The following is a 24015-nucleotide window of genomic DNA, read 5'->3' on the forward strand; positions in this document are numbered from 1 at the left end:
CAGCGCCACGCGGCCAGGTGGGGGCTTAGTTGTCGTACCCCAGGTTCGGCGACAGCCAGCGCTCGCTGGTGGCGATTTCCTGGTCCTTGCGTGCGCTGTAGCGTTCGATCTGGTCCTTGTCGACCTTGCCCACGGCGAAGTACTGCGCCTGCGGGTGGGCGAAGTACCAGCCACTGACGGCGGCGGCCGGGAACATGGCGTAGTGTTCGGTCAAGGTCACGCCGGACAGGCCTTTCGGGTCAAGCAGCTTGAACAGCGTGCCTTTCTCGGTGTGATCCGGGCAGGCCGGGTAGCCCGGCGCCGGGCGGATGCCGACGTACTGCTCCTTGATCAGCGCCTCGTTGTCCAGGTGCTCCTCGGGCTGGTAGCCCCAGTACTCCTTGCGCACGCGCTCGTGCAGCCATTCGGCACAGGCTTCGGCGAGGCGGTCGGCGAGGGCCTTGACCATGATCGCGTTGTAGTCGTCGCCCTTGGCTTCGTAGGCCTTGGCCACTTCCTCGGCGCCGATGCCGGCGGTGGTGATGAAGCCGCCGACGTAGTCCTTCACACCGCTGTCTTTCGGCGCGACGAAGTCGGCCAGGCTGAAGTTCGGCTTGCCGTCGGGCTTGATGGTCTGCTGGCGCAGGTGGTGCAGGGTGGCCAGCTTGTGGCCGTCGTCGCCATAGACTTCCAGGTCGTCGTGGTGCACCTGGTTGGCCGGCCAGAAGCCAAAGACCGCCTTGGCGCGAATGAGCTTCTCGTCGATAAGCTTCTTCAGCATCGCCTGGGCGTCGTTGAACAGGCTGGTCGCGGCTTCGCCCACGACTTCGTCGGTAAGGATGCGCGGGTACTTGCCGGCCAGGTCCCAGGAGATGAAGAAGGGCGTCCAGTCGATGTACTCGGCGAGCACGTTGAGGTCGATATCATCGAGGACTTTTACGCCGGTGAAGCTCGGTACCGGTGGCTGGTAGCCGGCCCAGTCGAACGTCGGCTTGGCGGCGATGGCCTGTTCGTAGCTCAGGCGTTCGGTACGCGCGCTGCGGTTGGCGGTGCGCTCGCGGACTTCCGCATACTCTTCGCGCAGCTTGCGGGTGTACTCGGACTTCATTTCCTTGGACAGCAGGGTGGTGGCCACACCCACCGCGCGGGAAGCGTCCGTGACGTAGACCACCGCGTCGTTGCTGTACTGCGGGTCGATCTTGACCGCAGTGTGCGCCTTGGAAGTGGTGGCGCCGCCAATCAGCAACGGCAGGCTGAAGTTCTGCCGCTGCATTTCCTTGGCGACGTGGACCATCTCGTCCAGCGACGGGGTGATCAGGCCGGACAGGCCGATGATGTCGCACTTCTGCTCGCGGGCGGTCTGCAGGATCTTCTCGGCCGGGACCATCACGCCCAGGTCGACGATGTCGTAGCCGTTGCAGCCCAGCACCACGCCGACGATGTTCTTGCCGATGTCGTGCACGTCGCCCTTCACCGTGGCCATGAGGATCTTGCCCTTGGCCTCGGGCTTGTCGCCTTTTTCCGCCTCGATGAAGGGGATCAGGTGGGCCACCGCCTGCTTCATCACGCGGGCGGACTTCACCACCTGCGGGAGGAACATCTTGCCGGCGCCGAACAGGTCGCCGACCACGTTCATGCCATTCATCAGCGGGCCTTCGATGACCTCGATGGGGCGCGCGCATTTCTGCCGGCACTCCTCGGTGTCCTCGACGATAAAGGTAGTGATGCCCTTGACCAGTGCGTGCTCCAGGCGCTTCTCGACGCTGTGGCTGCGCCACTCTTCGTCTTCCACTTCCTTGACCGCGCCGCCGCCCTTGTAGTTGTCGGCGATGGCCAGCAGCGCCTCGGTGGCATCAGGGTTGCGGTTGAGCACCACGTCCTCGACCTTGTCGCGCAGCTCCTGCGGGATCTCGTCGTAGATCTCCAACTGGCCGGCGTTGACGATGCCCATGGTCAGGCCGTTCTGGATGGCGTAGTAGAGGAACACCGAGTGGATCGCCTCGCGCACCGGGTTGTTGCCGCGGAACGAGAAGGACACGTTGGAGACGCCGCCGGAGGTCAGGGCGTAGGGGAGGTTGTCGCGGATGTACGCGCAGGCCTCGATGAAGTCGACCGCGTAGTTGTTGTGTTCCTCGATGCCGGTGGCGACCGCGAAGATGTTCGGGTCGAAGATGATGTCTTCCGGCGGGAAGCCCACTTCGTTGACCAGGATGTCGTAGGAGCGCTGGCAGATTTCTTCCTTGCGTGCCTGGGTGTCGGCCTGGCCGGCTTCGTCGAAGGCCATCACCACCACGGCGGCGCCGTAGCGCTTGCACAGGCGGGCGTGGTGCTTGAATTGCTCGACGCCTTCCTTCATGGAGATGGAGTTGACGATGCCCTTGCCCTGAATGCATTTCAGGCCGGCTTCGATCACGTCCCACTTGGAGGAGTCGATCATGATCGGCACGCGGGAGATGTCCGGCTCGGAGGCGATCAGGTTGAGGAACCGGACCATGGCTGCCTTCGAATCCAGCATGCCTTCGTCCATGTTGATGTCGATCACCTGGGCGCCGGCTTCCACCTGCTGTTGCGCTACTTCCAGCGCTTCGGCGTAGTTCTCCTCGCGGATCAGCCGGGCAAACTTGGCCGAACCGGTGATGTTGGTGCGCTCACCGACGTTCACGAACAGCGAGTTGCGGTCGATGGTGAAGGGCTCGAGGCCGGACAGGCGGCAGGCGCGGGGAATTTCTGGGATCGCGCGTGGCGCGTACTTGGCCACGGCCCTGGCGATGGCTTCGATGTGCCCCGGCGTGGTACCGCAGCAACCGCCAATGATGTTGAGGAAGCCCGACGCGGCGAATTCTTCCACGACCACCGCCATTTCCGCCGGGGTCTCGTCGTATTCGCCGAAGGCGTTCGGCAGGCCGGCGTTGGGGTGCGCGGAGACGTGGGTCTCGGCCTTGTTCGCCAGCTCTTCCAGGTAGGGGCGCAGTTCCTTGGCGCCTAGGGCGCAGTTCAGGCCGACGGAGATCGGGTTGGCATGGCGCACCGAGTTCCAGAAGGCCTCGGTGGTCTGGCCTGACAGGGTGCGGCCGGAGGCATCGGTGATGGTGCCGGAGATCATGATCGGCAGCTCGATGCCCAGCTCTTCGTAGACGCCCTGCACGGCGAAGATCGCGGCCTTGGCGTTGAGGGTGTCGAAGATGGTCTCGATCAGGATCAGGTCCGCGCCGCCCTCGATCAGGCCGCGGGTGGATTCGCTGTAGTTCTCCACCAGCTCGTCGAAGGTGACGTTGCGGAAGCCGGGGTCGTTGACGTCCGGGGAGATCGAGCAGGTGCGGCTGGTCGGGCCGAGGACGCCGGCGACGAAGCGCGGGCGGTCCGGGGTCTCCGCGGTCTTGGCGTCCGCCACTTCACGGGCCAGTCGCGCGCCCTCGACGTTCATCTCGTAGGCCAGTTCCTGCATGTCGTAGTCGGCCTGGGACACGCGGGTGGCGTTGAAGGTGTTGGTCTCGAGGATATCCGCGCCAGCGTCCAGGTAGGCCTTCTCGATGGCCTGGATGACGTCGGGGCGGCTGAGCAGCAGCAGGTCGTTGTTGCCCTTCACGTCGCTTGGCCAGTCGGCGAAGCGCGCGCCACGGTAATCCTCTTCCTGCAGCTTGTAGCTCTGGATCATGGTGCCCATGCCGCCGTCGAGGATCAGGATGCGCTCCTTGAGGGCTTGCTGGAGGGCTTGCAGGCGTGCGGCACGGTCGATCATTGGAAGTCTCGGAAAAGGGCGTGACGAAAGGTCGCTGATGATAGCAAAGCTGCACGGCTTTCCGGTGGTCCGCGGTTTTCCATGAATTCTGCTCATGTTGATGGGGTGCGCGACTTGACGTCCTGTCAACCGCACCCCAACCGGACCTGACAAGTCCGGAACTGCCTCCGCGTGGGCGTGCTGGGAGAATCCACGGCACAACGCGGCACCGATGAAGAAGTTTCTTCTCTGCTCGCCCGCCCCAGGAATTCATGTCGCAAGGAGATGCCCCATGTCGCAGAACGCCAACACGCTGATGCTGTTCTTCAAGGAGCAGGGTCCGCACGAGCTGTGCGTGCTTTCAGTGGTCAACCTCATGCGTGGCGACGAGGACAAGTCCCTCGCGTACCAGCAGCGCCTGGGCGTCGACCTCTCGGGAATCTGGCGGGACGAGTGGTTCAACCAGCAGTTCAGCGCGCAGCCCGAGTACATCCGCCTGGACTTCGACACCTCGGTGCGTGCCAACCTGCCGTTGCACCTCCTGGAGAGTCTGTTCGAACACGGCTTGCGCGCTGCAGTGATCGAGGTCTTCCACGATCAGGTCGGCGAGACCCAGCGCCACCACTTCCTCGATGGCAAGCTGGTGAATCGTTCGGACCTGTACCACCGCGAACCCTTCATCGAGCCCATCGTGGTTACCCAACTGGATGTTCGCCGCGGGGAAGGGGAGGAGGACACCAGCGTCTGCGTCAGTCGGCCGGTGCCGCTACGCACGCTGATCGAGGAAGCGCGCGAGCAGGAGGAGAAGGCCAGGGCGTTGGTGGAGGGAATCACCGAACTCGCCAAGGTCGCGCGTCAGACCGGTGTCGGTCCGGGCGGGGTGATCAAGACCGGGCTGGTGCTCTGGCAGATGGCCAAGGGCCTGTTGCACGCGGTGATCCTGACCGTGCTGGCGCTGGTGTTTTTCAAGGGCTTCTGGATGTGGCTGGGCCTGGGTGTGGTGCTCGCCATCGTCCTGCCGTTGCTCTATGGCTGGGTCGAGTACAGCGACCTGACCGAGAAGCGTGAAGGGCCTGAGGCAGCCGACGGCGCGGACTGACGCGCCAGTATGCGGCCCGCCAGTCCGACGTTGGGAAATGCGACATCGGTCTCAGCCAAAAGCGAAACGCTGTCGCACCCATCTAGGCGCAAAACCCTGCCGTGCGTATGCTGGCGCGCGGCGAGGGGTGGTGGCTATCTGCCTGCTCGCCGTCGGCGGCGCGCTGTGGACGCCCGCCCGATCATGAAGCCGGCAGCATCGCGGGACCGGCGGGGATGGAGCGTGCGGCGCAGCTGGCCGCCCCACGCAAGCTATGGATTGGCGACCTTGGACACGGATGCTTTCTCGCAACTGCTGACGCTCTACATGCGCCGGATTCGCGCCAGTGCCTCGGGCGTGGCGACGGAAATCGGCCTGAGCCGCGAAGCGGTGAACAACTGGCGCAACGGCCTGTCGCTGCCCAACCCGAAATCCCGCGACAAGCTGATCGCCTGTGCCCGCTACCTGCGCCTGACCGAACTGGAGACCAACCGCCTGTTCAGCGCCGCCGGTTTCGAACAGGAGTTCCCGCTGCAGGCCGAGACTGCCGGCGGCGTGCCCTTCGCGCCCTACATCGAATCGCTGTTCGAGCAGTTGCGGCGGCTCACGCCGTACCCCATCGTCCTGCTGCTGTCGCAGGCGCACTGGGGGCAGCCACCGTTCCGCCAGGAATTGCTGGGCCGTGCCCGTGCGCTCTATGGCGAGCAGTCGGTGCTGCACATCCAGCCGCCGTATAGCGCCAGTACTGCCAGTGGCGACTACTTTGCTGCCATCGGTCGCCAATGCGGTTTCCCTGATGTTTCCTCGGACTACGAGTTCGAGGCCGCGCTGGAGCGGCGTCTGCTGGCCGGCGAGCGACTGTTCTGCCTGGTCAGTCGTTTCGAGCAGGGCACACCGGCGCTGCGCGAGATGCTCGCCGGTATCCTGCGCAGCCTGAGCGAGATGCACAGTGGCCGCCTGCACCTGCTGTTGTGCGGCGGAGAAGGGCTGGCTGACCTGAAATACCGTAGCGGCGACCTCTCGCTGCTGAACATTGCCCAGGTCAGCCACTGGTCCGAGCTGACACTGGCCGACCTGACGCTGCTGGCCCAGCGCCGCTGGCCGGAACAGCGTTTCGACCAGGCCATGCTGGGTGAGCTGCTGGAAAGCTGCGGTGGCCACCCGGCGCTGGCGGAAGAGGGGCTGGAGTGGCTGGTCCAGCATGACGGCCTCACGAGTGAGTCGCGCCGCGCGCTCCATGAGCTGCTGTCTCGCAGCGCGCGCCTCTGGCAAGCCTTCTTGCCGCTGGTGGAAACCGACAGTTCACGCGAGCGCCTGCGTCAGCGCCTGGACGCCGCCGACCTGGGCCGCGCCAGTCCCTATCTGGGCGATGGCGAACTGCGCCGGTTGTTCTGGAATAACCTGATCACGGTCCGCGGCCAGGGCGACGCGGCGCGCCTGGCGTGGCGCTGCGAGATCATCCGGCAGACTGGCCGGCAGGTGCTGGACGCATGGGTCGAGGCCTGAGTCGGCAAAGGGGTGCGGTGCGGGTCAAGCGCCTGCTGTTCATCGCCCTCGCCACCTTCCTGCTGTTCAGCGCCGTGCTGGCGCCACGGCTCAACCCCTTCACCCGCGAGGCGGCGCTGGGCAACGAGGCCTTCGAGCAGTTCTTCGGCGAGATGACCAGCTGGCGCACGGCGATGATGCAGGCGCAGCAGATCGAGGGACGCTGGCCCGACGATATCCAGGCCCACGCGCCGGCGTTCCGCGACCCGATCCTGAGCGTCGTCTCGCCGCAGCCGCAGCGTCTGGTGATGACTATCGAGGACCGCGCCGAACTGGGCGTGCTTGCCGGCAAGCAGGTGATAGTCGACATGCCTCCAGGCAGCAGCGAGTGGAGCTGCCGCCCCGGCACGCCGCCCATTCCCGAGCGCTACCTGCTGACCAGTTGCCTGGTTCGGGAAGACGCTGCGCCGGCGGAAAACCCGTTGGTGGAAAGCCTGCGCTGGTTGGTGATCATCTGCGTGCTGTTGTTCGTCATCGCCGGCCTGCTCCTGGTGTTCCGCCACCCGTTGCTGGGGCCGGTGCAACTGCGCCCGCAGCGGCTGCTGGACACCGACCCCGCCGACCTGCGCAAGCTGGATCGGCTGCTCGGCCTGTTGGGCCGCCGCCAGGCAACCCTGCGTGCTGCCGGCGTCGATGCGGTCAGTTGGCAGCAGGCGCTGGGCTACTCCTGCGCCGAAGCCGAACAGCGTGCCCAGGCCCTCGCCCTGGCGCTGGGGGCGAGTTGCCAGGTCAGCTGGGGCTGGTCGCTTCCCGGTCGCGTCTTCGAATGGAAACTGCCCGACGGCGTTCCGGTGTCGCTGGACCGCTGCCTGGTCTATGTACCTGCGCCTGACGAGCACGACGGGCAGATCATGCAGCACCTGCGCACCGTCAATGCCGGGAGCGATGTGATGCTGGTGCTGGCGAAGACGGGGCAGCCGCAGTTGCTCAAGTACTGCGCCGACACCGCCAACCTCTGCGTCGCCGTCGACTCTCGCGAACAGACGCGCTGGCTGCTGGGCGGCGATGCCGGCGAACTGCTGCTGCGGCTACTCGCCACTCAGCTGCGGCTGACGCGCATCTCGCCGTACCAGACCCGTGGCGGCGTGGTGCGTGCCAGCTCGTTCTTCGGTCGCGACCAGTTGCTGGCGCGGGTGCTGGGTCGCGAGCCGGCCAACTACCTGGTGGTCGGCGGCCGCCAACTGGGCAAGAGCAGCCTGCTCAAGGCCGTACAGCGGCGTCTGGAGGATCATCCGCAGATGGTCTGCCATTACGTCTCGCTGCGTGACCACCGTCTCGCGCCACGCCTGGCGCTGCAGTTCGGCCTGCCGGCGGACCGTTCGCTGGACCGCATCGTCGAGCACATCGCCACGCAGCACGCCGGCAAACGCTTGTTCCTCCTGATCGACGAGGCCGACCTGTTCTTCCGTGACGAAGCCGCCAACGGCTATCCGCAGCTGTCCACCTTGCGGGCGCTGAGCGAGGAGGGCCGTTGCTGGTTCATGCTCGCCGGTTTCTGGGACCTGTATGCCACCGCCGTGCTCGATTACCAGTCGCCCCTGCGCAACTTCGGCGAAGTACTGACTATCGGCGCCCTGGAGCGCCAGGCTTGCCGGGAACTCGCCAGCGTGCCGCTGGCCAGCCTGCGCCTGGGGTTCGCCAGCGACACCCTGCTCGAAGACCTGGTGGACGCCAGTGGCCAGCGCGCCAACCTGGTGGCGATCCTCTGCCAGGAGTGTCTCGAGGCGCTGCCGCCCGGCGCGCGGGTGATCGAGCGCCTGCAGCTGAAGGGCGCACTGGCGTCTCAGGCGGTGCAGGATGCGCTGGCCGGCTGGGGCCGTCTGAGCCAGGACGAAGCGGCCTGCCGCCTGGACCGCATCCTCGTCTACCACACCGCGCAGCACGGCAGCATCAGCCTGGCCGGGCTGATCGAACTGTTCGGCGAGCACACCGATGCGGTGGCGCTCAAGGAGTCCCTCGCGCGCCTGCAACTGGCCTTTGTGCTCAAGCGCAATGACGACGGCTACGGGTTCGCCGTGCCCCTGTTCGCTGGCCAGTTCGAGGTTGACGAGTTGCCGCTGCTGCTGCGCCACGAGTTGTCGGCGATGGTCCGGGACGCCGGCTAGCCGAAAGGCGCGCAGCCGGCGAGCCCGCGAGTTGATAGACTTCGCGGTGTTATTGATCAAGGAACGCCCCCATGCTCCCCCGGATACTTGCGCTGCTGACCCTGCTGCTGGTCAGCGCGTGCCTGCGTGCCGAGTCGATGTCCTACACCAAGGACATCCAGCCGATCTTCACCGAGAAATGCGTAGCGTGCCACGCCTGCTACGACTCGCCGTGCCAGCTCAACCTGACCGCTGCCGAAGGCGCGCAGCGCGGGGCGAACAAGTTGCCGGTCTACGATGGCGCGCGTTCGACGGCGCAGGACCCGACCCGGCTGTTCCTCGACGCTCACGGCGCCGACGCCTGGCGGCGCAAGGACTTCTGGTCGGTGCTCGACGGTCGCGACAGCCAGGCGGCCTTGATGGCACGGATGATCGACCTGGGCCACGCGCATCCGCTGGTGCCCAACGCGAAGATTCCCGACGGGCTGGACCTGTCGATCAACCGCACCAACCAGTGCCCGACGCCGGACAGCATCGACGACTTCGTGGCGAAGAACCCGCGCAGCGGCATGCCGTTCGCCGTCACCGGGCTGACCGACAAGCAATTGAAGACCATCCAGACCTGGCTGGCCCAGGGCGCGCCGGTGGACGAAGCGGTCTGGCAGCCGGGCAGCGGCGAGGCGGCGCAGATCGCTGACTGGGAAGGCTTCCTCAACCAGCCCGGGGCGCGCCAGAGCCTGGTGTCACGCTGGATCTACGAGCACCTGTTCCTTGCCCACCTGTACTTCACCGAGCGTGGCGAGCCAGGGCATTTCTTCCAGTTGGTGCGTTCGCGCACACCCAGCGGCCAGCCCATTGACCCCATCGCCACGCGCCGGCCCAACGACGACCCGGGCAATACCTTCTATTACCGCTTGTGGCCCATCCAGGGCGTGATCGTGCACAAGACGCACATCACCTATCCGCTCAACGAGGCCCGCCTCAAGCGTAACCAGGAGCTGTTCTACGGCACTGCCTGGAACACCGATAAGGTACCGGGCTACGGCCTGCAGCACCGCGCCAATCCCTTCGTGACCTTCGAGGCGATCCCGGCGCGGGCGCGCTACCAGTTCATGCTCGACAACGCCGAGTACTTCGTCCGCACCTTCATCCGCGGGCCGGTGTGTCGCGGGCAGATCGCCACCGACGTGATCCGCGACAACTTCTGGGCAGTGTTCCAGGACCCGGACCACGACCTGTACGTCACCGACCCGACATTCCAGCGCCGCGCCTCTCCGTTGCTGGCGCTGCCGGGGCAGATCGACGACGTGGGCGCGATGCTGTCCCAGTGGCGCTCCTACCGCGACAAGCGCAACAAATACGAAGAGCTGCGCCAGGACGTCTATGACGATGCGCCGGCGCCGACCTGGGCCGACATCTGGGCCGGCAACGACAACGCGGTGCTGAGCATCTTCCGCCAGTACGACAGCGCCTCGGTGCGCAAGGGCCTGATCGGCGGCGTGCCGCAGACCATCTGGTGGATGGACTACCCTCTGCTGGAGCGCACCTACTACGGGCTGGTGGTGAACTTCGACGTGTTCGGCAACGTCGCCCACCAGGCGCAGACGCGGCTGTACTTCGACCTGATCCGCAACGGCGCCGAGCAGAACTTCCTCCGCCTGATGCCCGTCGGCGCGCGCAAGAACCTGCTCGACGACTGGTACCAGAGCAGCGGCAAGCTGAAGATGTGGGCCGACTACTACAACTCCGACAGCGACGCGCCCACCGGGCTGTTCCTGCCGGAGAAGGGTGCCAAGCTGGCCTTTGCCAAGCAGTTGCTCAAGCACTACGTGGCGCTCAATGCGCGGCCCGACCCGATCAACCTGTGCGAGAACGGCGCCTGCTACCGCAACACCGTGGCGGCACCCCTGCAGGATGCCGAGCAGGCCTTCAGCCGCCTGGTCAGCCGCCCGGCTGCCGGGTTGCCGGTGATCGATCAGTTCCCCGAAGCGACCATCCTGCGGGTGGAGCTGGCGGACGGCCAGCGCGAGATCTACACCGTGTTGCGCAACCGCGCCCACAGCAACGTCGCCTTCATGACGGGTGAGTCGCTGCGCTACCAGCCGGGGCTGGACACCTTGACCATCTACCCCGGTGTGCTCTCCAGCTACCCGAACTTCATGTTCAACCTGAAGGCCGCCGAGGCGGGCGATTTCGTCACGGCGCTGGAGCAGGTAAAGAGCGCCACGGACTTCGAAAAGGTCGCCGACCGCTGGGGCATCCGCCGCAGCCATCCGCAATTCTGGTTCTACTTCCACGACCTCGACGCCTACCTGCGCGAAACCGAGCCGGTGGAGGCGGGCGTGCTGGACATGAACCGCTACGAGAACCTCTGACCGGTACGCTCTTTGTAGGAACGGGCCATGCCCGCTCCTGCAGGGAGTGACCTGCCGTCCATCCAGCTGCGAATTATTCCTACTAAAACGGTAGGGCTTTATCCCATACCCCCGAATGGCGTAAACTGGCGCCACGTTTGCGAGGAGTTGCCATGAGCGCTATCACCATCACCGAAGCCGCACAGGATTACCTGGCCGAGCTGCTGTCCAAGCAGGACACCCCCGGCATCGGCATTCGCATCTTCATCACCCAGCCGGGCACCACGTACGCCGAAACCTGCATCGCCTACTGCAAGCCGGGCGAGCAGAAGCCGGAAGACACCCCGGTCGGCCTGAAAGACTTCACCGCCTACATCGATGCCATCAGCGAACCGTTTCTGGAAGACGCCGTGGTCGATTACGCCACCGACCGCATGGGCGGCCAGCTGACCATCAAGGCGCCCAACGCCAAGGTGCCGATGGTCAACGAAGACAGCCCGCTCACCGAGCGCATCAACTACTATCTGCAGACCGAGATCAACCCGGGGCTGGCCAGCCACGGCGGCCAGGTGAGCCTGGTGGACGTGGTCGAGGACAACATCGCCGTGCTGCGTTTCGGCGGTGGTTGCCAGGGCTGCGGCGCAGTCGAGATGACCCTGAAGGACGGTGTCGAGAAAACCCTGATCGAGCGCATCCCGGAGCTCAAAGGCGTGCGTGACGTCACCGACCACAGCAACCGCGAGAACGCCTACTACTGAGTCGGGCGATTGGGCAGCGAAAAGGCGACCTTCGGGTCGCCTTTTTCGTTTGGGTGGGCCGGGCCGAGTTTGCTCGGAAACGTAGGGCGATAACCCATTCCTGGTCATGCGCCCTTCGTACGGGTCTCCCTGTAGGCGGGCCATGCCCGCGAACAGCGCCTGCAAGGCGCTTTCACGGTGTAACTGCCAACTCCCGCCGTCCCGACCAGACCATCACCAGGGCCACCAGCAACACCGGCCAGACCAGCAGGTTCACCGCGCTCCAGCCGACGCTGGTGATCAGCGCGCCGGAACTGAAGGACATCAGCGCCGCCAGGCTACCGTTGCCCAGCTCCATCAGCCCCTGCGCATGCCCGCGTTCCTGCGCGGTGTGGCCGAAGGCGAGCAGCGTGGTGCCGGCCACCAGCATCAGGTTCCAGCCCATGCCCAGCAGCAGCGAGCTGACCAGGAACTGCGCCACCGACTGCCCGCTCAGGGCCACCGCCGCGCTCACCGCCAGCAGTGCCATGCCGACCCAGGCCACGCGGCGTCCGCCGAGGCGATCCACCAACGGGCCGGCGACGAAGGCGGGGAGGAACATGCCCAGCACGTGCCACTGGATCACGCTGACCGAACGCTCCAGCGGCAGCCCGCAGAAGCTCATGGCCAGCGGCGTGGCGTTCATGATGAGGATCATCAGCCCGTGTCCGGCCGCGGTGCAGGCCATGGCGGCGCGGATCGCCGGACGTGCCAGCAACTCGCGCATCACCTTCCAGCCGCCGGTGGCCGGCGCGGGCGCAGCACCCTCCGGCAAGCGGCTGAGTACTGCGATGGCGACCAGCGCCAGCGCGGCAATCGCCAGGTAGGAACCCACGAACGGTGCGGGCAGGGCGTTGCGTGACCACAGCGCGAGGCTCGGCGCGAGCAGCGCGGCGAGCACGCCGCCGCCAATCACGTAGGCGGTGGCACGGCCCTTGTGGGTCTCATCGACTGCTTCCAGCGCCGCAAAGCGGTAGTACATCGCCGACGCCTGGTAGGCGCCGATGGGCAGGGCACCGAGGCAGAACAGCAGGAAGTCGGCCAGCCACACACCCAGCGCACAGAGCAGTCCGCCCAGGACGCCGCCGGCCGCACCAAGCAACAGGCCGCGCCGGCGTCCATGGCGCTGCATGAACAGTGACAGCGGCTGCACCGCCAGCAGGTTGCCCAGCACCAGGATCGCCAGTGGCAGCGTCGCCAGGCTGTTGACTGGTGTGAGCTGGGCACCGACCAGCGAGGTGAGGGTGATGCCGATCAGCGAGCAGGACCAGTACAGCGCCTGGCTGGTGAACAGCAGACGGATTGCCGGGGTGCGCAGCAGCATGGTCCGTCCTCAGCCCTGGCAGCCGGCGGGTTCGAGCACCCGCTGGGTCGAGGCCGGGCTGGTCGCCAGCTTATCCAGGGGGCGGCGCGGGCGCGGCACCAGCTCGCCGCCGCAGTTCGGGCACTTGCCATGCAGCACCTGTTCGGCGCAGTCGCGGCAGAAGGTGCACTCGAAGCTGCAGATGAGGGCGTCGGCGCTGTCGCCGGGCAGGTCGCGGTCGCAGCATTCGCAGCCGGGGCGGAGTTCGAGCATGGCAAGGTCCTTGGGTGGTGGTCGTTGTCAGTGCAGCTGGCCGAAGCGCTCGGCGTACTCCTGGGGGCTGATCGCCAGGTGCTTGTGGAAAGTGCGGCGCAGGTTTTCCGGATGGCCGAAGCCGCACAGGCGCGACACCGTGCTGATCGACGCCTGGGCGTCCTGCAGCAGCGCGCGCGCCGCTTCCAGGCGTACCCGCTCGACGTAGCGGCCGGGGCCCATGCCCAGCTCGTTGATGAACACCCGCGAGAGTGTGCGTGGGCTCATGCAGGCCTGCTCGGCCAGGGCGTCCAGCGACAGGTCGTTGCCCAGGTGGGCCGGAATCCACTCCAGCAGCGCGGCCAGGCGCGGCGTGCGGGTCGGCTCCGGGGTCAGCCAGTGGCTGAACTGCGCCTGCCCGCCGGGACGCTTGAGAAACATCACCAGTCGCCGTGCGACGGCCAACGCCAGTGCGCGGCCGAGGTCGGCTTCCACCAGCGCCAGGGCGAGATCGATGCCGGCGGTGACGCCCGCCGAGGTGAAGACGTGGTCGTCGCCGTCGCGGCGCTGCGGGTCGTAGGTGTGCAGGCGGTCGCCCTGGACCCGTACGTCGGGGAAGCTGGCGCACAGTTCGTCGACATCCGCCCAGTGCGTGGTGGCCGGGCGGCCATTCAATACGCCAGCGGCGGCGAGGATCAGCGCACCGGAACACACCGAGCCGAGCCGGCGCAGCTGGGGTTCGGCAGCGGCCAGCCAGTGTAGCAGCTCGCTGTTCCCGCATTGTGCCGGCACGCCCAGCCCGCCGGGCACCAGCAGGGTATCCAGGCTCGAGGGGTCGACGTCCCGCCACGCCTGGTCGGCGCAGATGCGGATGCCGGCCGAGGTCGCCACCGGCCCGGCCTGTTCGCCCAGTACCAGCAGCTCGTAGAGCGGCGCCAGGCCCCGGCGCTGGCGCTCGACGTTGGCGGAGGCGAACACCTGCAGCGGCCCGGTGATGTCCAGGCTCATGACCTCGGGGTAGAGCAGGCAGGCGATGCGGCGCGGCGATTCCATGGCAAGACTCGTTCAGTGGATGCGACGAGTGTGGCGGTGACCGCCTCTGGCGGCAACGTCAGTCACCCCACGGATCTTGCCAAATCAGCTGGCGGCCACCCGCGAGCCGCCGATCCGGTAGGCGCTGGCATACAGCACCGGCAGCACGATCAGCGTCAGCAGCGTGGCGAAGCCCAGGCCGAACATGATCACCACCGACATGCTCTGGAAGAAGGCGTCCAGCAGGAGGGGCGCCAGGCCGAGGATGGTGGTCAGCGCCGTCAGGCAGATAGGCCGCAGGCGTGCGCAGGCCGCGTTCACCAGCGCCTCGCGCGGCGGCTGGCCGCTGGCGACGAGGTTGTCGACCTCTTCGAGCAGGACGATGCCGTTGCGCACCAGCATGCCGGACAGGCTCAGCAGTCCCAGCAGGGCCATGAAACCGAACGGGATACCGGTGAGCAGGAAGCCCAGCGTCACGCCGATCATCGCCAGCGGCACGGTCAGCCAGATCAGCAGCGCCTTGCGCGGCGAGGAGAACATCAGCACGGTGATGATGAACATTGCCAGGAAGGCCATGGGCAGGCTGCCCAGTACGCCATTGCGGGCGTCGCTGGAGCTTTCCACATCACCGCCCCAGGCCAGTTCGTAGCCCGGCGGCAGGGGCAGGGCGTCGATCTGCGGGCGCACCCGGCCGAGCAGTTGCGAAGAGGTCTCGCCGCTCTGCGGGGCGACATCGGCCATCACCGTCAGCGTGCGCTTGCGGTCCTCGCGCAGGATCAGCGGGTCTTCCCAGACGCTGTCGAAACCGCCGACCACCTGCTCGATGGGCAGGTAGCGCTGGCTCACCGGGCTCCACAGCATCAGGTCGTTGATCTGCCCAGCGTCCACATCGCGCTCACGCACGACGATGGGCATCTGCTGGGTGCCATCGCGGTAGATGCCCACGGTCAGGCCGCTGAAGCTCATGCGCAGCAGGCTGTCGAGGTCGCGCTTGTCGATGCCCAGCTCACGCCCACGAGCCTCGTTGAACTGCGGGCGGACCAGCAGTGCACGGGCCTGCCAGTCGTGGCTGACGCCGGTAGCCACCGGGTCGGCGGCGAGGATGTCGCCCACCTGTGCGCCGAGGCGGCGCAGCTCCTGCGGGTCGGGACCAGTGAGGCGCACTTCGATGGCGCTGCCGTTGGAGGGACCGAACATCAGGCGCTTGAGGCCCGTCTGTACCTGTGGGTAGTGCTCGTCGAGGTAATGCTGAAGGTCGGCGATCAGCCCCGGAATCTGCGCGCGGTGCTCGGTGCGCACCAGAACCTGGGCGTAGTTGGCATGCTGGCGCTCGGCGCCGTAGGTGAGGAGGAAGCGCGGCGCGCCCTGGCCGATGCTGGTGACCGTGCGCTCCACACCCGGCAGGGCGGTGATGTGCCGGTCGATCTCGGCGGCGAGGTCGCGGGTGTGCTCGATGGCGGTGCCCTGGGGCAGCCACAGGTCGACGAAGAACATCGGCGTGTTGGCCGGCGGGAAGAAGTTCTGCCGCACCTGTGAGAAGCCCAGCAGCGAAGCGGCCAGCGCCACGGCGAGCACGCCGAGGGTCAGCGCGCGCTGGCGCAGGCAGGCCTCCAGCAGGCCGCGGTAGGCGCGGTACAGCCAGCCGGCATGCGGCTCGGCGCTGTCAGTTTTCACCGGCATGTTCGCGAAGGCCCAGCGGGCGAACAGCGGCGCCAGGGTCATGGCGGTGATCCAGCTGAGCAGCAGCGACACCAGCAGCACGTCGAACAGCGAGCGGCAGTATTCGCCGGTGGAGTCCGAGGACAGGCCGATGGGAGCGAAGGCCAGCACGGCGATTACCGTGGCGCCCAGCAGGGGCAGGGCGGTGAGGCGGACGATATGGCGGATCGCGGCATCGATGCCCTGGCCGCGCAGGCGACCGACCAGCACGCCCTCGACCACGACAATGGCGTTGTCCACCAGCATGCACAGGGAGATGATCAGAGCGCCGAGGCTGATGCGCTGCAACTCGATGCCCAGCAGGTACATCAACAGCAGGCTGCCCAGTACGTTGAGCGCCAGCACGCCGGCGATCACCAGCCCGCTGCGCAGGCCCATGAACAGCAGCAGCGTGCCGACGACGATGGCCAGCGCGGTGACGAAGCTGAGCAGGAAGCCGTTGACCGCGCCATGCACTTCCACGGCCTGGTCATAGAAGGGCGTCAGTTGCATGCCGGCCGGGCGTTCGCTTTCCAACTGGTCGAGGCGCTGGTGCACGGCGTCGCCGACTTTCACCACGTTCACCTGCGGCGCGAAGGCGATGCCCAGCGCCAGTGCGGGTTTGCCGTCGGCGCGCCAGAGGTGGCTGGGGGTGTCGGTGAAGCCGCGCTGCACCGTGGCGATGTCGCCCAGGCGGATCAGCTGGGCGCTGCCCGGCGCGCTGACCAGCAATTGTTCCAGCTCCGCGACGTCGGTGAATTCGCCGGTGGGATGCAGGCGGATACTCTCGCTGCCGACCCGCAGGCTGCCGGCGTCGGACACCACGTTCTGCCGGTTCAGCAGGTCCACCAGGCGCTGCAGCGGCACGCCCATGGCGTTCATCTTCTCCCGCGAGACTTCCACCTGCACCTGCTCGGCCTGCAGCCCCGAGACCACGACCTTGCTCACGCCCGGCACCAGCACCAGTTCGCGGCGCAGGTAGTCGGCGTAGTCGCGCAGTTCCTGGTAGCTGTAACCCTGACCGGACAGCGACAGGAGGATGCCGTAGACGTCGCCGAAGTCATCGTTCACCTGCGGCGGCGAAACGCCCGGCGGCAGGTGCGGGGCGAGGTCGTTGACCTTGCGCCGCAGCTCGTCCCAGATCTGCGGCAGCTCGCCGGCGCGGTACTGCGGTTTCACGTTGACGGTGATCTGCGACAGCCCGGCGCTGGAAATCGAGGTGAGCTTGTCGACGTAGGCCAGTTGCTGGATGGCGTTCTCCAGCGGGTAGGTGACCTCTTCTTCGACCTGTTGCGGGGAGGCGCCGGCGTAGCGAGTGGCGACCACGGCAGTCTTTACGGTGAAGGCCGGGTCTTCCAGGCGACCGATCTCGAGGATCGCGTAGAGGCCGCCGAGGGCCAGCAGGAGGATGACGATCCAGCTGCTGACCCGGTTTTTCAGAAAGTAGCCGGTGATATCCATCACAGCCCCCGTTCGCGTTGCCACGGGCGCACGCGCTGGCCTTCACGCAGTTCGGCGGTGCCGGCGGCGACGATGTGTTCGCCCGGCTCGAGCCCCGAAATAATCTGGATGCCCTCGGCGCCCGGCTGGCCGAGCTGCACCGTGCGGCGCTCGACGTGCAGGCTGTCGCCCTGGCCTTTGACCACCCACACCTGGCTCTGCCCCGGTGCGCCGTCATCGGCGCTGAACACCGCTTCCACGGGGATGCGCAGAATGGCCTGGGCGTCGCGGCCGAGCTGGGCGAAGTCCACCTCGACGGTGGCGCTCATGCCCGGCAGCAGGGTGACGTCCTTCGGCCGTTGCAGGGTGAGGGTGACGGTGTAGCTCAGGGTTGCCGGATCGGGGCGGGTGCTGTGCTCCTTGTACTGGGCGGAGAAGTCGCGGCCGGGCACACGGGCCAGGCGCACGATGGGCTGGTAGTCAGTGCGCAGGCTGGCGCCGTCGACTCGTTCCAGCAGGCTTTCGGGCAGCTGGAATTGCACGTCGTAGGTATCGGCGGATTGCAGGACCGCCACGGGTTGCTTGGGTTGCAGCATCTGGTGGTTCTGTACCGGCAACTGGGCGATGACACCGTCGAACGGTGCTGAGATACGCGCATAGCCGAGCTCCTGGCGTGCCAGCTTCAGCGCCGCTTCGGCGGAGTCCAGCTGGGCCTTGCGCTGGTCCAGTTCGGCACGGGCCACCAGTTGCCGCTCGTTGAGGGTGGCGACGCGCTGATACTGGGCGCGGGCCAGGTTGTAGCTGGCCTCGCGGTCGCGCAGGCGCAGGCGCAGGTCGGCGTCGTCCAGTTCGGCGATCAACTGGCCGCGCTCCACGCGCTGGCCGGTTTTCACCGCCAGGGTCTTGAGGTGTCCGGCGAGACGGAAGGACAGGTCGACTTCATCCGAGGCCACCAGTTGGCCGGGGAACTGACGCACGCCTTCGGCGGCCGCTGCGGGCACGCTGTAGAGCTTCACCGGGCGCACGCTGTCGGCCGGGAGCGGGGGAGTCGGGCCGCAGCCGACCAGCAGGCTGGCGAGCAGAAGGCAGGCGGGGGTTTTCACGGAGCGTTCCTCGTCGTCGAGTGGGATGCGACAAGGCTGCGCGCCCACCAGAAAAGTCCGCCTGACATACATCAAGGGCCACCGGGCGGCCCAGGGAAAGTTCAGCGGCGGTACAGGAATCGTTCAGAAACAGCCTGCAGCGTGCGCGTTGTCAGGCGCTCAGCGCACAGACCTTCAGTGCTCAGACCTTCAGTACGCCGCGAAAGCCCCGCGCCGCGTAATAGGACTGCACGCCGTTGTGGTAGGTGAAGACCCGCTCGTAGCGGCGGTCGCCGAACAGCGCGCCGTCCAGCTTGCGCATGGAGCCGGGTGTGCGCAGCCAACTGGAGGTCTTCAGGTCGAAGCTGCCCAGCTCCTGCAACTGGCGGTACTGCGCTTCGTCCAGCAGCTCGATGCCGATTTGTGCGGCCAGTTCGGTGGCGCAGCCGGCGGGCTTGTCCTTCTTGCGGGCGTCCAGCGCCTCGCGGTCATAGCAGAGGCTGCGGCGCCCGGCCGGGGTCTCGGCGGAGCAGTCGAAGAACAGGTAGGCGCCGCTGGCGCTTTCACGACCGACCACGTCCGGTTCGCCGCCGGTCCCTTCCATCTGCTCCAGCGCCTTGAGCTTGGCCGGAGCGGCCTGCAAGCGGGCCTGGACGTCTGACCAGTCGATGCCCTTGTGGCGCTCGGGGTGTTGCTCGAAGCGGGCCTGCAGGGTCGCCAGCAGGGTGTCGTGCTGTTTCGCATTCATCGTGCTTACTCTCGGCAGGGGGGAAGGTCAGAGAGTAAAGCAGGTATTGCGTGGCTCGCCGCTCAGCCGGCGTCGGCCCAGCGCTCGCGTACCGCGAGGATGTCCGGCAGGCAGCCGAGGAACAGCTCCACCAGTTCCGGGTCGAACTGGCCGCCTTGCTCCCGGCGCAGCAGTTCCACGGCTTCGTCGATGCTCCAGGCAGGCTTGTAGGGGCGTACGCTGGTCAGTGCGTCGAATACATCGGCGATGGCGACGATCCGCCCCTCGATGGGAATCTCCTCGCCACGCAGACCGTTGGGGTAGCCGGTGCCGTCCCAGCGCTCGTGGTGGGTGAGGGCGATGCTGCGGGCCAGGCGCAGCAGGTTGGAATCATGCTCGCCGATGATCCGCGCGCCGATCTCCGGGTGCTGGCGCATCACCTGCCATTCGTGCTCGTCGAGCCGGCCGGGCTTCTGCAGGATGGCGTCGGGGATGCCGATCTTGCCCACGTCGTGCATGGGGGCGGCATTGAGCAGGTCGTCGGCGGCCTTCTCCGAGTAGCCGGCGGCGCGCGCGAGCAGGTGGGCGTAGTGGCTCATGCGGATGACGTGCAGGCCGGTCTCGTTGTCCTTGTACTCGGACGCCTTGCCCAGTCGCTGAACGATCTGCAGGCGCGTTTCGCGCAGCTCTTCGACGCGCACCAGCGACAGGTGCGTACGTATCCGTGCCTTGACGATCGGCGGGCTGACCGGCTTGGTGATGTAGTCCACCGCGCCCACCTCGAAGCCCTTGGCCTCGTCCGGCACGTCGGCCAGCGCGGTGACGAAGATCACCGGAATGCCACACGTGGCCTGCTCGACCTTGAGCCGCTGGCAGACCTCGAAGCCGGTCATGCCCGGCATCATCACGTCCAGCAGGATGAGGTCCGGGTGCTCGCGGTTGGCCAGTTCCAGCGCCTTCTCGCCGTCCTTGGCGAACAGCAGCCGGTAGTCGTCCTGCAGGATGTGGCGCAGGACCTGGAGGTTGGTGGCTTCGTCGTCCACCAGCAGCAGGCAGGGCCGATGATCGTGGGGGGGCAGGGTCATGCGTGCTCCAGGCGGGTACCGAGGGTCCGGACCCATTCCAGGGCCTGGTCGAAATCGAAATCGTCGATGGCGTAGCGCAGGGCCTCGAAGGCCTCGCGGTGTTCGCCCTGGGCGATGCCCAGGCGCAGGCGTTCCAGCGCCTGGTCGTCGAGGCCGCCGCGGGAGAGGGCCAGTTGCAGGGCATCCAGCGCGTCGCGCAGGTCCTGCGAGGCCGCTTCGCCGACGATCTGGCCGACGGCGTCGTCAACGGCTTCCGGCACCAGCGGTACGGATTCGCGGACGGTGGCGAACTCCGCGCGGACGCGCGCCAGGGCACTGCCCAGCTGTTCAGCCGTGCCGTGGTCGGCGGCGCTTTCCAGTGCGCCGATGGCCCCGGCGAGGCGAGGTAGCGCAAGGTTCGCAGCGGCGCCGCGCAGGCGGTGGGAGAGGGCAGTGATGGCGGCACGATCAGCGTCGTTCACCGCGCTTTCCAGGCAGGCCAGGCTGGTTTCCTGTTCGTCGAGGAAGCGCACGATGGCCCGCGCCATGGGTAGCGGGCCGCCCCACAGACGCGCGCCGGTGTCCCAGTCCAGGGTCGCCAGCGGCGTGTGGTCGGTAGTCCGGGAGCGACGTACAGCGGGCACGGCACCGAGCAGGCGGGCCATTTCATCCAGAAGACCGGCGAGATCCAGCGGTTTGCTGGCGAAGCCGTTCATGCCGGCATCCAGCGCATTCTGCCGGTCGCGGTCGAGCACGCTGGCGGTCAGGGCGATGATCGGCACCGCCTCCACCCCGCGTTCCCGTTCGAGGGTGCGGATGCGCCGGGTGGCTTCCAGGCCGTCCATGCCGGGCATCTGCACATCCATCAGGATCAGGTCGAAATCCTGGGCGCTGTAGGCGTCCACGGCGGCCTGGCCGTCGCCGACGCTGTGCGGGCGATGGCCCTGGCGGCGCAGGTTCAGTTCCAGCAGCTCGACGTTCTGCGGCACATCGTCCGCCACCAGGATGCTGAGCGGTGGCAGGTTCGGCGTCTGGCTGCGGGCCGTCGGCTGCACGCTGCGACCGGCCGGTAGTGGCAGGTCGACGGTGAACACGCTGCCTCGGCCCACCTCGCTTTCCACGGTGATGCGGCCTCCCATCAATTCCACCAACTGGCGCGAGATGGTGGTGCCCAGGCCGGTGCCGCCGAAGCGCCGGCTCATGGAGGCGTCGGCCTGGGCGAAGGGATCGAAGATGCGTTCCAGGCGGTCGGCGGCGATGCCGATGCCGGTGTCGCGGATGGCCAGGCGCAGCGCGCCGGGTTCGCCGCGGATGACCAGCCGGACTTCGCCGCGCTCGGTGAACTTCACCGCGTTGCCCAGCAGGTTGGTCAGCACCTGCTGCAGGCGCAGCGGGTCGCCACGGAAGTGCTCGCCGGCGCGCTGGCCGTAGTCGATCTGCAGGCTCAGGCCTTTGCGCTCGGCGGATAGCCGCAGGGCCGCGCAGACCTGCTCGCACAATTCCGGCAGGGAGAAGTCGAGGGCTTCCAGTTCGATAGCGCCGCGATCCAGCTTGGCGGTATCGAGGATGTCGTTGAGCAGGCCCAGCAGCGAGCGCGAGGCGTTCTGCACGGTGGCCAGGTAGCGTCGCTGGTTGGCTTCCAGCGGGGAATCCAGCAGCAGTTCGGTGAACCCCATGATGGCGTTCATCGGCGTGCGGATTTCGTGGCTCATGTTGGCGAGGAAGCTGCTGCGCGCGGCGGCGGCCTGTTCGGCACGGTCGCGGGCGCTACGCAATTCCTGCTCCATGACGCGCCGCGGGGTGAGGTCGGTGGCCAGTTTCACCACCTTCACCGGCTTGCCGTCGAAGTCGAGGATCGGATTGTAGGTGGCTTGGATCCACACCTCGCGCCGGTCCTTGGCCAGGCGGCGGTATTCGCCGGCGCTGTACTCGCCCTGGCGAAGCCCTTGCCAGAACGCCTGGTAGCCGGTGCTGGCGGCGACGTCCGGCGGGCAGAACAGGCTGTGGTGCTGGCCCAGCACCTCGGCTTCGGTGTAGCCGTAGAGCTCGAGGATGTTCTCGTTGGCGGCGAGCACGCGGCCGTCCAGGTCGAACTCGATCAGCGCCATGGCGCGGCCGATGGCGGTGACCTTGCCTTCGTATTCGTTGCTCTGCAGCTTGGTTTCGGTCTGGTCGAGCAGCACGCCGTCGATCCACTGCGGCTTGCCGGCCTCGTCATAGCAGGCGCTGCCGCCTTCCCAGATCCAGCGCTCGCGACCGGTGCGGTCGAACAGGCGGTATTCGACGACGTAGCTGCGGGCCTCGGCGATGGCGCGGCGGACTTCCTCGTTCACCGCGTGCTGGTCGTCGGGGTGGTAGAGCTGGTTGAAGGTGACACGCTGGTCGATGAAGTCCTGCGCCGACCAGCCGGTGACGGCCTCGACCGCGTCGCTGACGAACAGGAGCCTCCAGCCGTCGTCCGGCAAGGCGCGGAAGGCGATGCCGGGCATGTTGCGGATCAGCGAGCGGTACTGTTCTTCGCTGGAACGCAGGGCCTGTTCCATCACGCGGCGCTCGCTGATGTCGGCGACGAACACGACGAACCAGGGCTTGCCGTCCTGGTCGGTGACGCCGAGGCTGACCCGTGCGGGGAATTCGCGGCCGTCGCGGGTCAGGCCTTCCAGCTCCAGCTCGGAGTTGTGGAACTGGCGTTCGCCGCTGCGCTTGTAGTGCTCCAGCGCGATGCGGAACTGGTGGCCGTAGGCCTCGTTCATCAGTACCTGCATCGGCTGGCCGACCAGTTCGTGCGGGTGCCAGCCGAACAGGCGCAGCACGGCGTGGTTCACCGAGCGGATCACGCCGCTGTGGTCGATGGTGAGGATGGCCTCGACGGCGGCGTCGAGCAGGGAGTCCAGGTGCTTGCGCCGGCGCTGCAGTTCCTGGAACAGCTGGCGGTAGCGCAGCAGGCCGTTCACCGCGGCCACGCAGATGCTCAGGCTGATGGTGGCCATGGACACCGCCATGGCCAGGTAGAAGCTGCCCTGCACACCCTGCGGCACGCCGAATTCTTCCCGGCCGACGAAGCGCGAGGCGGCCATCCCGATGTAGTGCATGCCGGCGATCGCCAGGCCCATCACCACGCCGCTGACCAGGATCGTCAGGTTCGGCCGCATCCGCCCGCGCAGGCCGAAGCGCACCCATAGCGCGATCACCGCCAGCACCACGGCGACGAGGATCGACAGGGCGAACATCCACGGGTCGTAGCGCAACAGTGGGGCCATCTGCATGGCGGCCATGCCGCTGTAGTGCATGGCGCCGATGCCGGCGCCGACCAGCACGCCGCCGCCGATCAGTTGCAGGCGGCTGACGTTGCGCCGGGCCAGCAGGTTCAGGGCGATCCACGAGGCGAACAGGCTCGGCAGGCCGGAGAGCAGGGTGATCAGCGGGTCATAGCGCACCGCCGCGCAAAGCTGGAAGGAGAGCATGCCGATGAAGTGCATCGCCCACACCCCGCCACCCAGCGCCACGGCGCCGGTGCCGATGGCCAATTGGCGGTAGAACGGGCTGCGCGCCAGCCGCGCCACGCCCGACAGTTGCAGAGCCATGGCCGAAGTGAAAATGGCGATGAGGATGGAGAGCGCTATCAGCGCCGTGTTGTGCTCGCCGAAAACCAGTAGCGAAGGTGTGTCGCCGCTGTAGAAATATCGCTGCAGATCGAACATTGAACGAAGACCGTACTGCGTGCCGAAGGCCCGGTGGAGGACGAGACTGGGGAGTCAGTGCGAAGCAGAGCACAGGATGGCTGCAAATTGCCATCATTGTCGGTCGCTACGCCCGCGTAACCGGTGCCACAGAGCGGGTTTCGGACGAGTGGGAAGCCAATGTTCGAAATCGAAGCTGAAAC

14 protein-coding genes are annotated in these 24015 nt (G+C 67.1%); 5 read left to right on the forward strand and 9 right to left on the reverse strand.

Going from position 1 to position 24015, the window contains the following annotated elements; genetic code table 11:
* Positions 1-25: 25 nt before the first annotated feature.
* On the reverse strand, positions 26-3718 hold the full coding sequence (metH, locus tag AC1ZV1_RS11290; protein WP_484296781.1) for a methionine synthase: 3693 nt from the start codon (positions 3716-3718) through the stop codon (positions 26-28).
* Positions 3719-3989: 271 nt separating this feature from the next.
* On the opposite strand from metH, the gene AC1ZV1_RS11295 reads away from it, so the two are divergent.
* From AC1ZV1_RS11295 to nfuA, 5 genes are all read left to right on the forward strand, one after another.
* Positions 3990-4796 (forward strand): hypothetical protein, encoded by an 807-nt coding sequence (locus AC1ZV1_RS11295; protein WP_484296782.1) that lies wholly within the window; start codon positions 3990-3992, stop codon positions 4794-4796.
* Positions 4797-5063: 267 nt separating this feature from the next.
* Entirely contained in the window at positions 5064-6281 is a 1218-nt protein-coding gene (locus AC1ZV1_RS11300; RefSeq protein ID WP_484296783.1) for a hypothetical protein, read from the forward strand.
* Positions 6266-8425 carry an ATP-binding protein gene (locus AC1ZV1_RS11305; protein WP_484296784.1) on the forward strand — a complete coding sequence of 720 codons (2160 nt, stop codon included), beginning with the start codon at positions 6266-6268 and terminating at the stop codon, positions 8423-8425. The genes AC1ZV1_RS11300 and AC1ZV1_RS11305 overlap by 16 nt, the downstream gene beginning before the upstream one ends.
* Positions 8426-8496: 71 nt before the next feature.
* The gene (locus AC1ZV1_RS11310; protein ID WP_484296785.1) at positions 8497-10779 is read left to right on the forward strand and encodes a fatty acid cis/trans isomerase; all 2283 of its coding nucleotides are present in this window, start codon (positions 8497-8499) and stop codon (positions 10777-10779) included.
* Between the two features lie 152 nt (positions 10780-10931).
* Positions 10932-11516 carry a Fe-S biogenesis protein NfuA gene (gene nfuA / locus AC1ZV1_RS11315; RefSeq protein ID WP_138525549.1) on the forward strand — a complete coding sequence of 195 codons (585 nt, stop codon included), beginning with the start codon at positions 10932-10934 and terminating at the stop codon, positions 11514-11516.
* Positions 11517-11688: 172 nt separating this feature from the next.
* Here nfuA and AC1ZV1_RS11320 read toward each other — a convergent pair whose 3' ends face one another.
* The 8 genes from AC1ZV1_RS11320 to AC1ZV1_RS11355 all read right to left on the reverse strand — a co-directional run bounded on the left by AC1ZV1_RS11320 (position 11689) and on the right by AC1ZV1_RS11355 (position 23833).
* Positions 11689-12858 (reverse strand): MFS transporter, encoded by a 1170-nt coding sequence (locus tag AC1ZV1_RS11320; RefSeq protein ID WP_484296786.1) that lies wholly within the window; start codon positions 12856-12858, stop codon positions 11689-11691.
* Between the two features lie 9 nt (positions 12859-12867).
* Positions 12868-13110: a DUF1272 domain-containing protein gene (locus AC1ZV1_RS11325; protein ID WP_484296787.1), complete on the reverse strand. Its 243-nt coding sequence runs from the start codon at positions 13108-13110 to the stop codon at positions 12868-12870.
* A 27-nt stretch (positions 13111-13137) separates the two neighbouring features.
* Positions 13138-14142, reverse strand: coding sequence for a GlxA family transcriptional regulator (locus tag AC1ZV1_RS11330; RefSeq protein WP_484296788.1), 1005 nt, complete (start codon positions 14140-14142; stop codon positions 13138-13140).
* A gap of 84 nt (positions 14143-14226) precedes the next feature.
* Complete coding sequence (locus tag AC1ZV1_RS11335) at positions 14227-17280, reverse strand: efflux RND transporter permease subunit (RefSeq protein ID WP_484296789.1); 3054 nt, start codon at positions 17278-17280, stop codon at positions 14227-14229.
* Positions 17280-18362, reverse strand: coding sequence for an efflux RND transporter periplasmic adaptor subunit (locus tag AC1ZV1_RS11340; RefSeq protein WP_484296790.1), 1083 nt, complete (start codon positions 18360-18362; stop codon positions 17280-17282). The genes AC1ZV1_RS11335 and AC1ZV1_RS11340 overlap by 1 nt, the downstream gene beginning before the upstream one ends.
* Positions 18363-18543: 181 nt before the next feature.
* Entirely contained in the window at positions 18544-19089 is a 546-nt protein-coding gene (locus AC1ZV1_RS11345; protein WP_484296791.1) for a DUF4256 domain-containing protein, read from the reverse strand.
* Between the two features lie 62 nt (positions 19090-19151).
* Positions 19152-20153: an HD domain-containing phosphohydrolase gene (locus AC1ZV1_RS11350; RefSeq protein ID WP_484296792.1), complete on the reverse strand. Its 1002-nt coding sequence runs from the start codon at positions 20151-20153 to the stop codon at positions 19152-19154.
* A complete protein-coding gene (locus AC1ZV1_RS11355; RefSeq protein WP_484296793.1) occupies positions 20150-23833 on the reverse strand; it encodes a PAS domain S-box protein in 3684 nt (1227 codons plus the stop codon). The genes AC1ZV1_RS11350 and AC1ZV1_RS11355 overlap by 4 nt, the downstream gene beginning before the upstream one ends.
* Positions 23834-24015 lie beyond the last annotated feature (182 nt).

It is taken from the genome of Pseudomonas sp. BB438 (assembly GCF_057180225.1).

What these genes read in the sequence shown, in the direction of transcription:
- nfuA (WP_138525549.1), top strand. Translation starts at nt 10,932, where the DNA reads ATGAGCGCTATCACCATCACCGAAGCCGCACAGGATTACCTGGCCGAG.
- AC1ZV1_RS11310 (WP_484296785.1), top strand. Translation starts at nt 8,497, where the DNA reads ATGCTCCCCCGGATACTTGCGCTGCTGACCCTGCTGCTGGTCAGCGCG.
- AC1ZV1_RS11355 (WP_484296793.1), bottom strand. Translation starts at nt 23,833, where the DNA reads ATGTTCGATCTGCAGCGATATTTCTACAGCGGCGACACACCTTCGCTA.
- AC1ZV1_RS11345 (WP_484296791.1), bottom strand. Translation starts at nt 19,089, where the DNA reads ATGAATGCGAAACAGCACGACACCCTGCTGGCGACCCTGCAGGCCCGC.
- AC1ZV1_RS11335 (WP_484296789.1), bottom strand. Translation starts at nt 17,280, where the DNA reads ATGGATATCACCGGCTACTTTCTGAAAAACCGGGTCAGCAGCTGGATC.
- AC1ZV1_RS11330 (WP_484296788.1), bottom strand. Translation starts at nt 14,142, where the DNA reads ATGGAATCGCCGCGCCGCATCGCCTGCCTGCTCTACCCCGAGGTCATG.
- AC1ZV1_RS11305 (WP_484296784.1), top strand. Translation starts at nt 6,266, where the DNA reads ATGGGTCGAGGCCTGAGTCGGCAAAGGGGTGCGGTGCGGGTCAAGCGC.
- AC1ZV1_RS11325 (WP_484296787.1), bottom strand. Translation starts at nt 13,110, where the DNA reads ATGCTCGAACTCCGCCCCGGCTGCGAATGCTGCGACCGCGACCTGCCC.
- AC1ZV1_RS11320 (WP_484296786.1), bottom strand. Translation starts at nt 12,858, where the DNA reads ATGCTGCTGCGCACCCCGGCAATCCGTCTGCTGTTCACCAGCCAGGCG.
- AC1ZV1_RS11295 (WP_484296782.1), top strand. Translation starts at nt 3,990, where the DNA reads ATGTCGCAGAACGCCAACACGCTGATGCTGTTCTTCAAGGAGCAGGGT.
- metH (WP_484296781.1), bottom strand. Translation starts at nt 3,718, where the DNA reads ATGATCGACCGTGCCGCACGCCTGCAAGCCCTCCAGCAAGCCCTCAAG.
- AC1ZV1_RS11350 (WP_484296792.1), bottom strand. Translation starts at nt 20,153, where the DNA reads ATGACCCTGCCCCCCCACGATCATCGGCCCTGCCTGCTGCTGGTGGAC.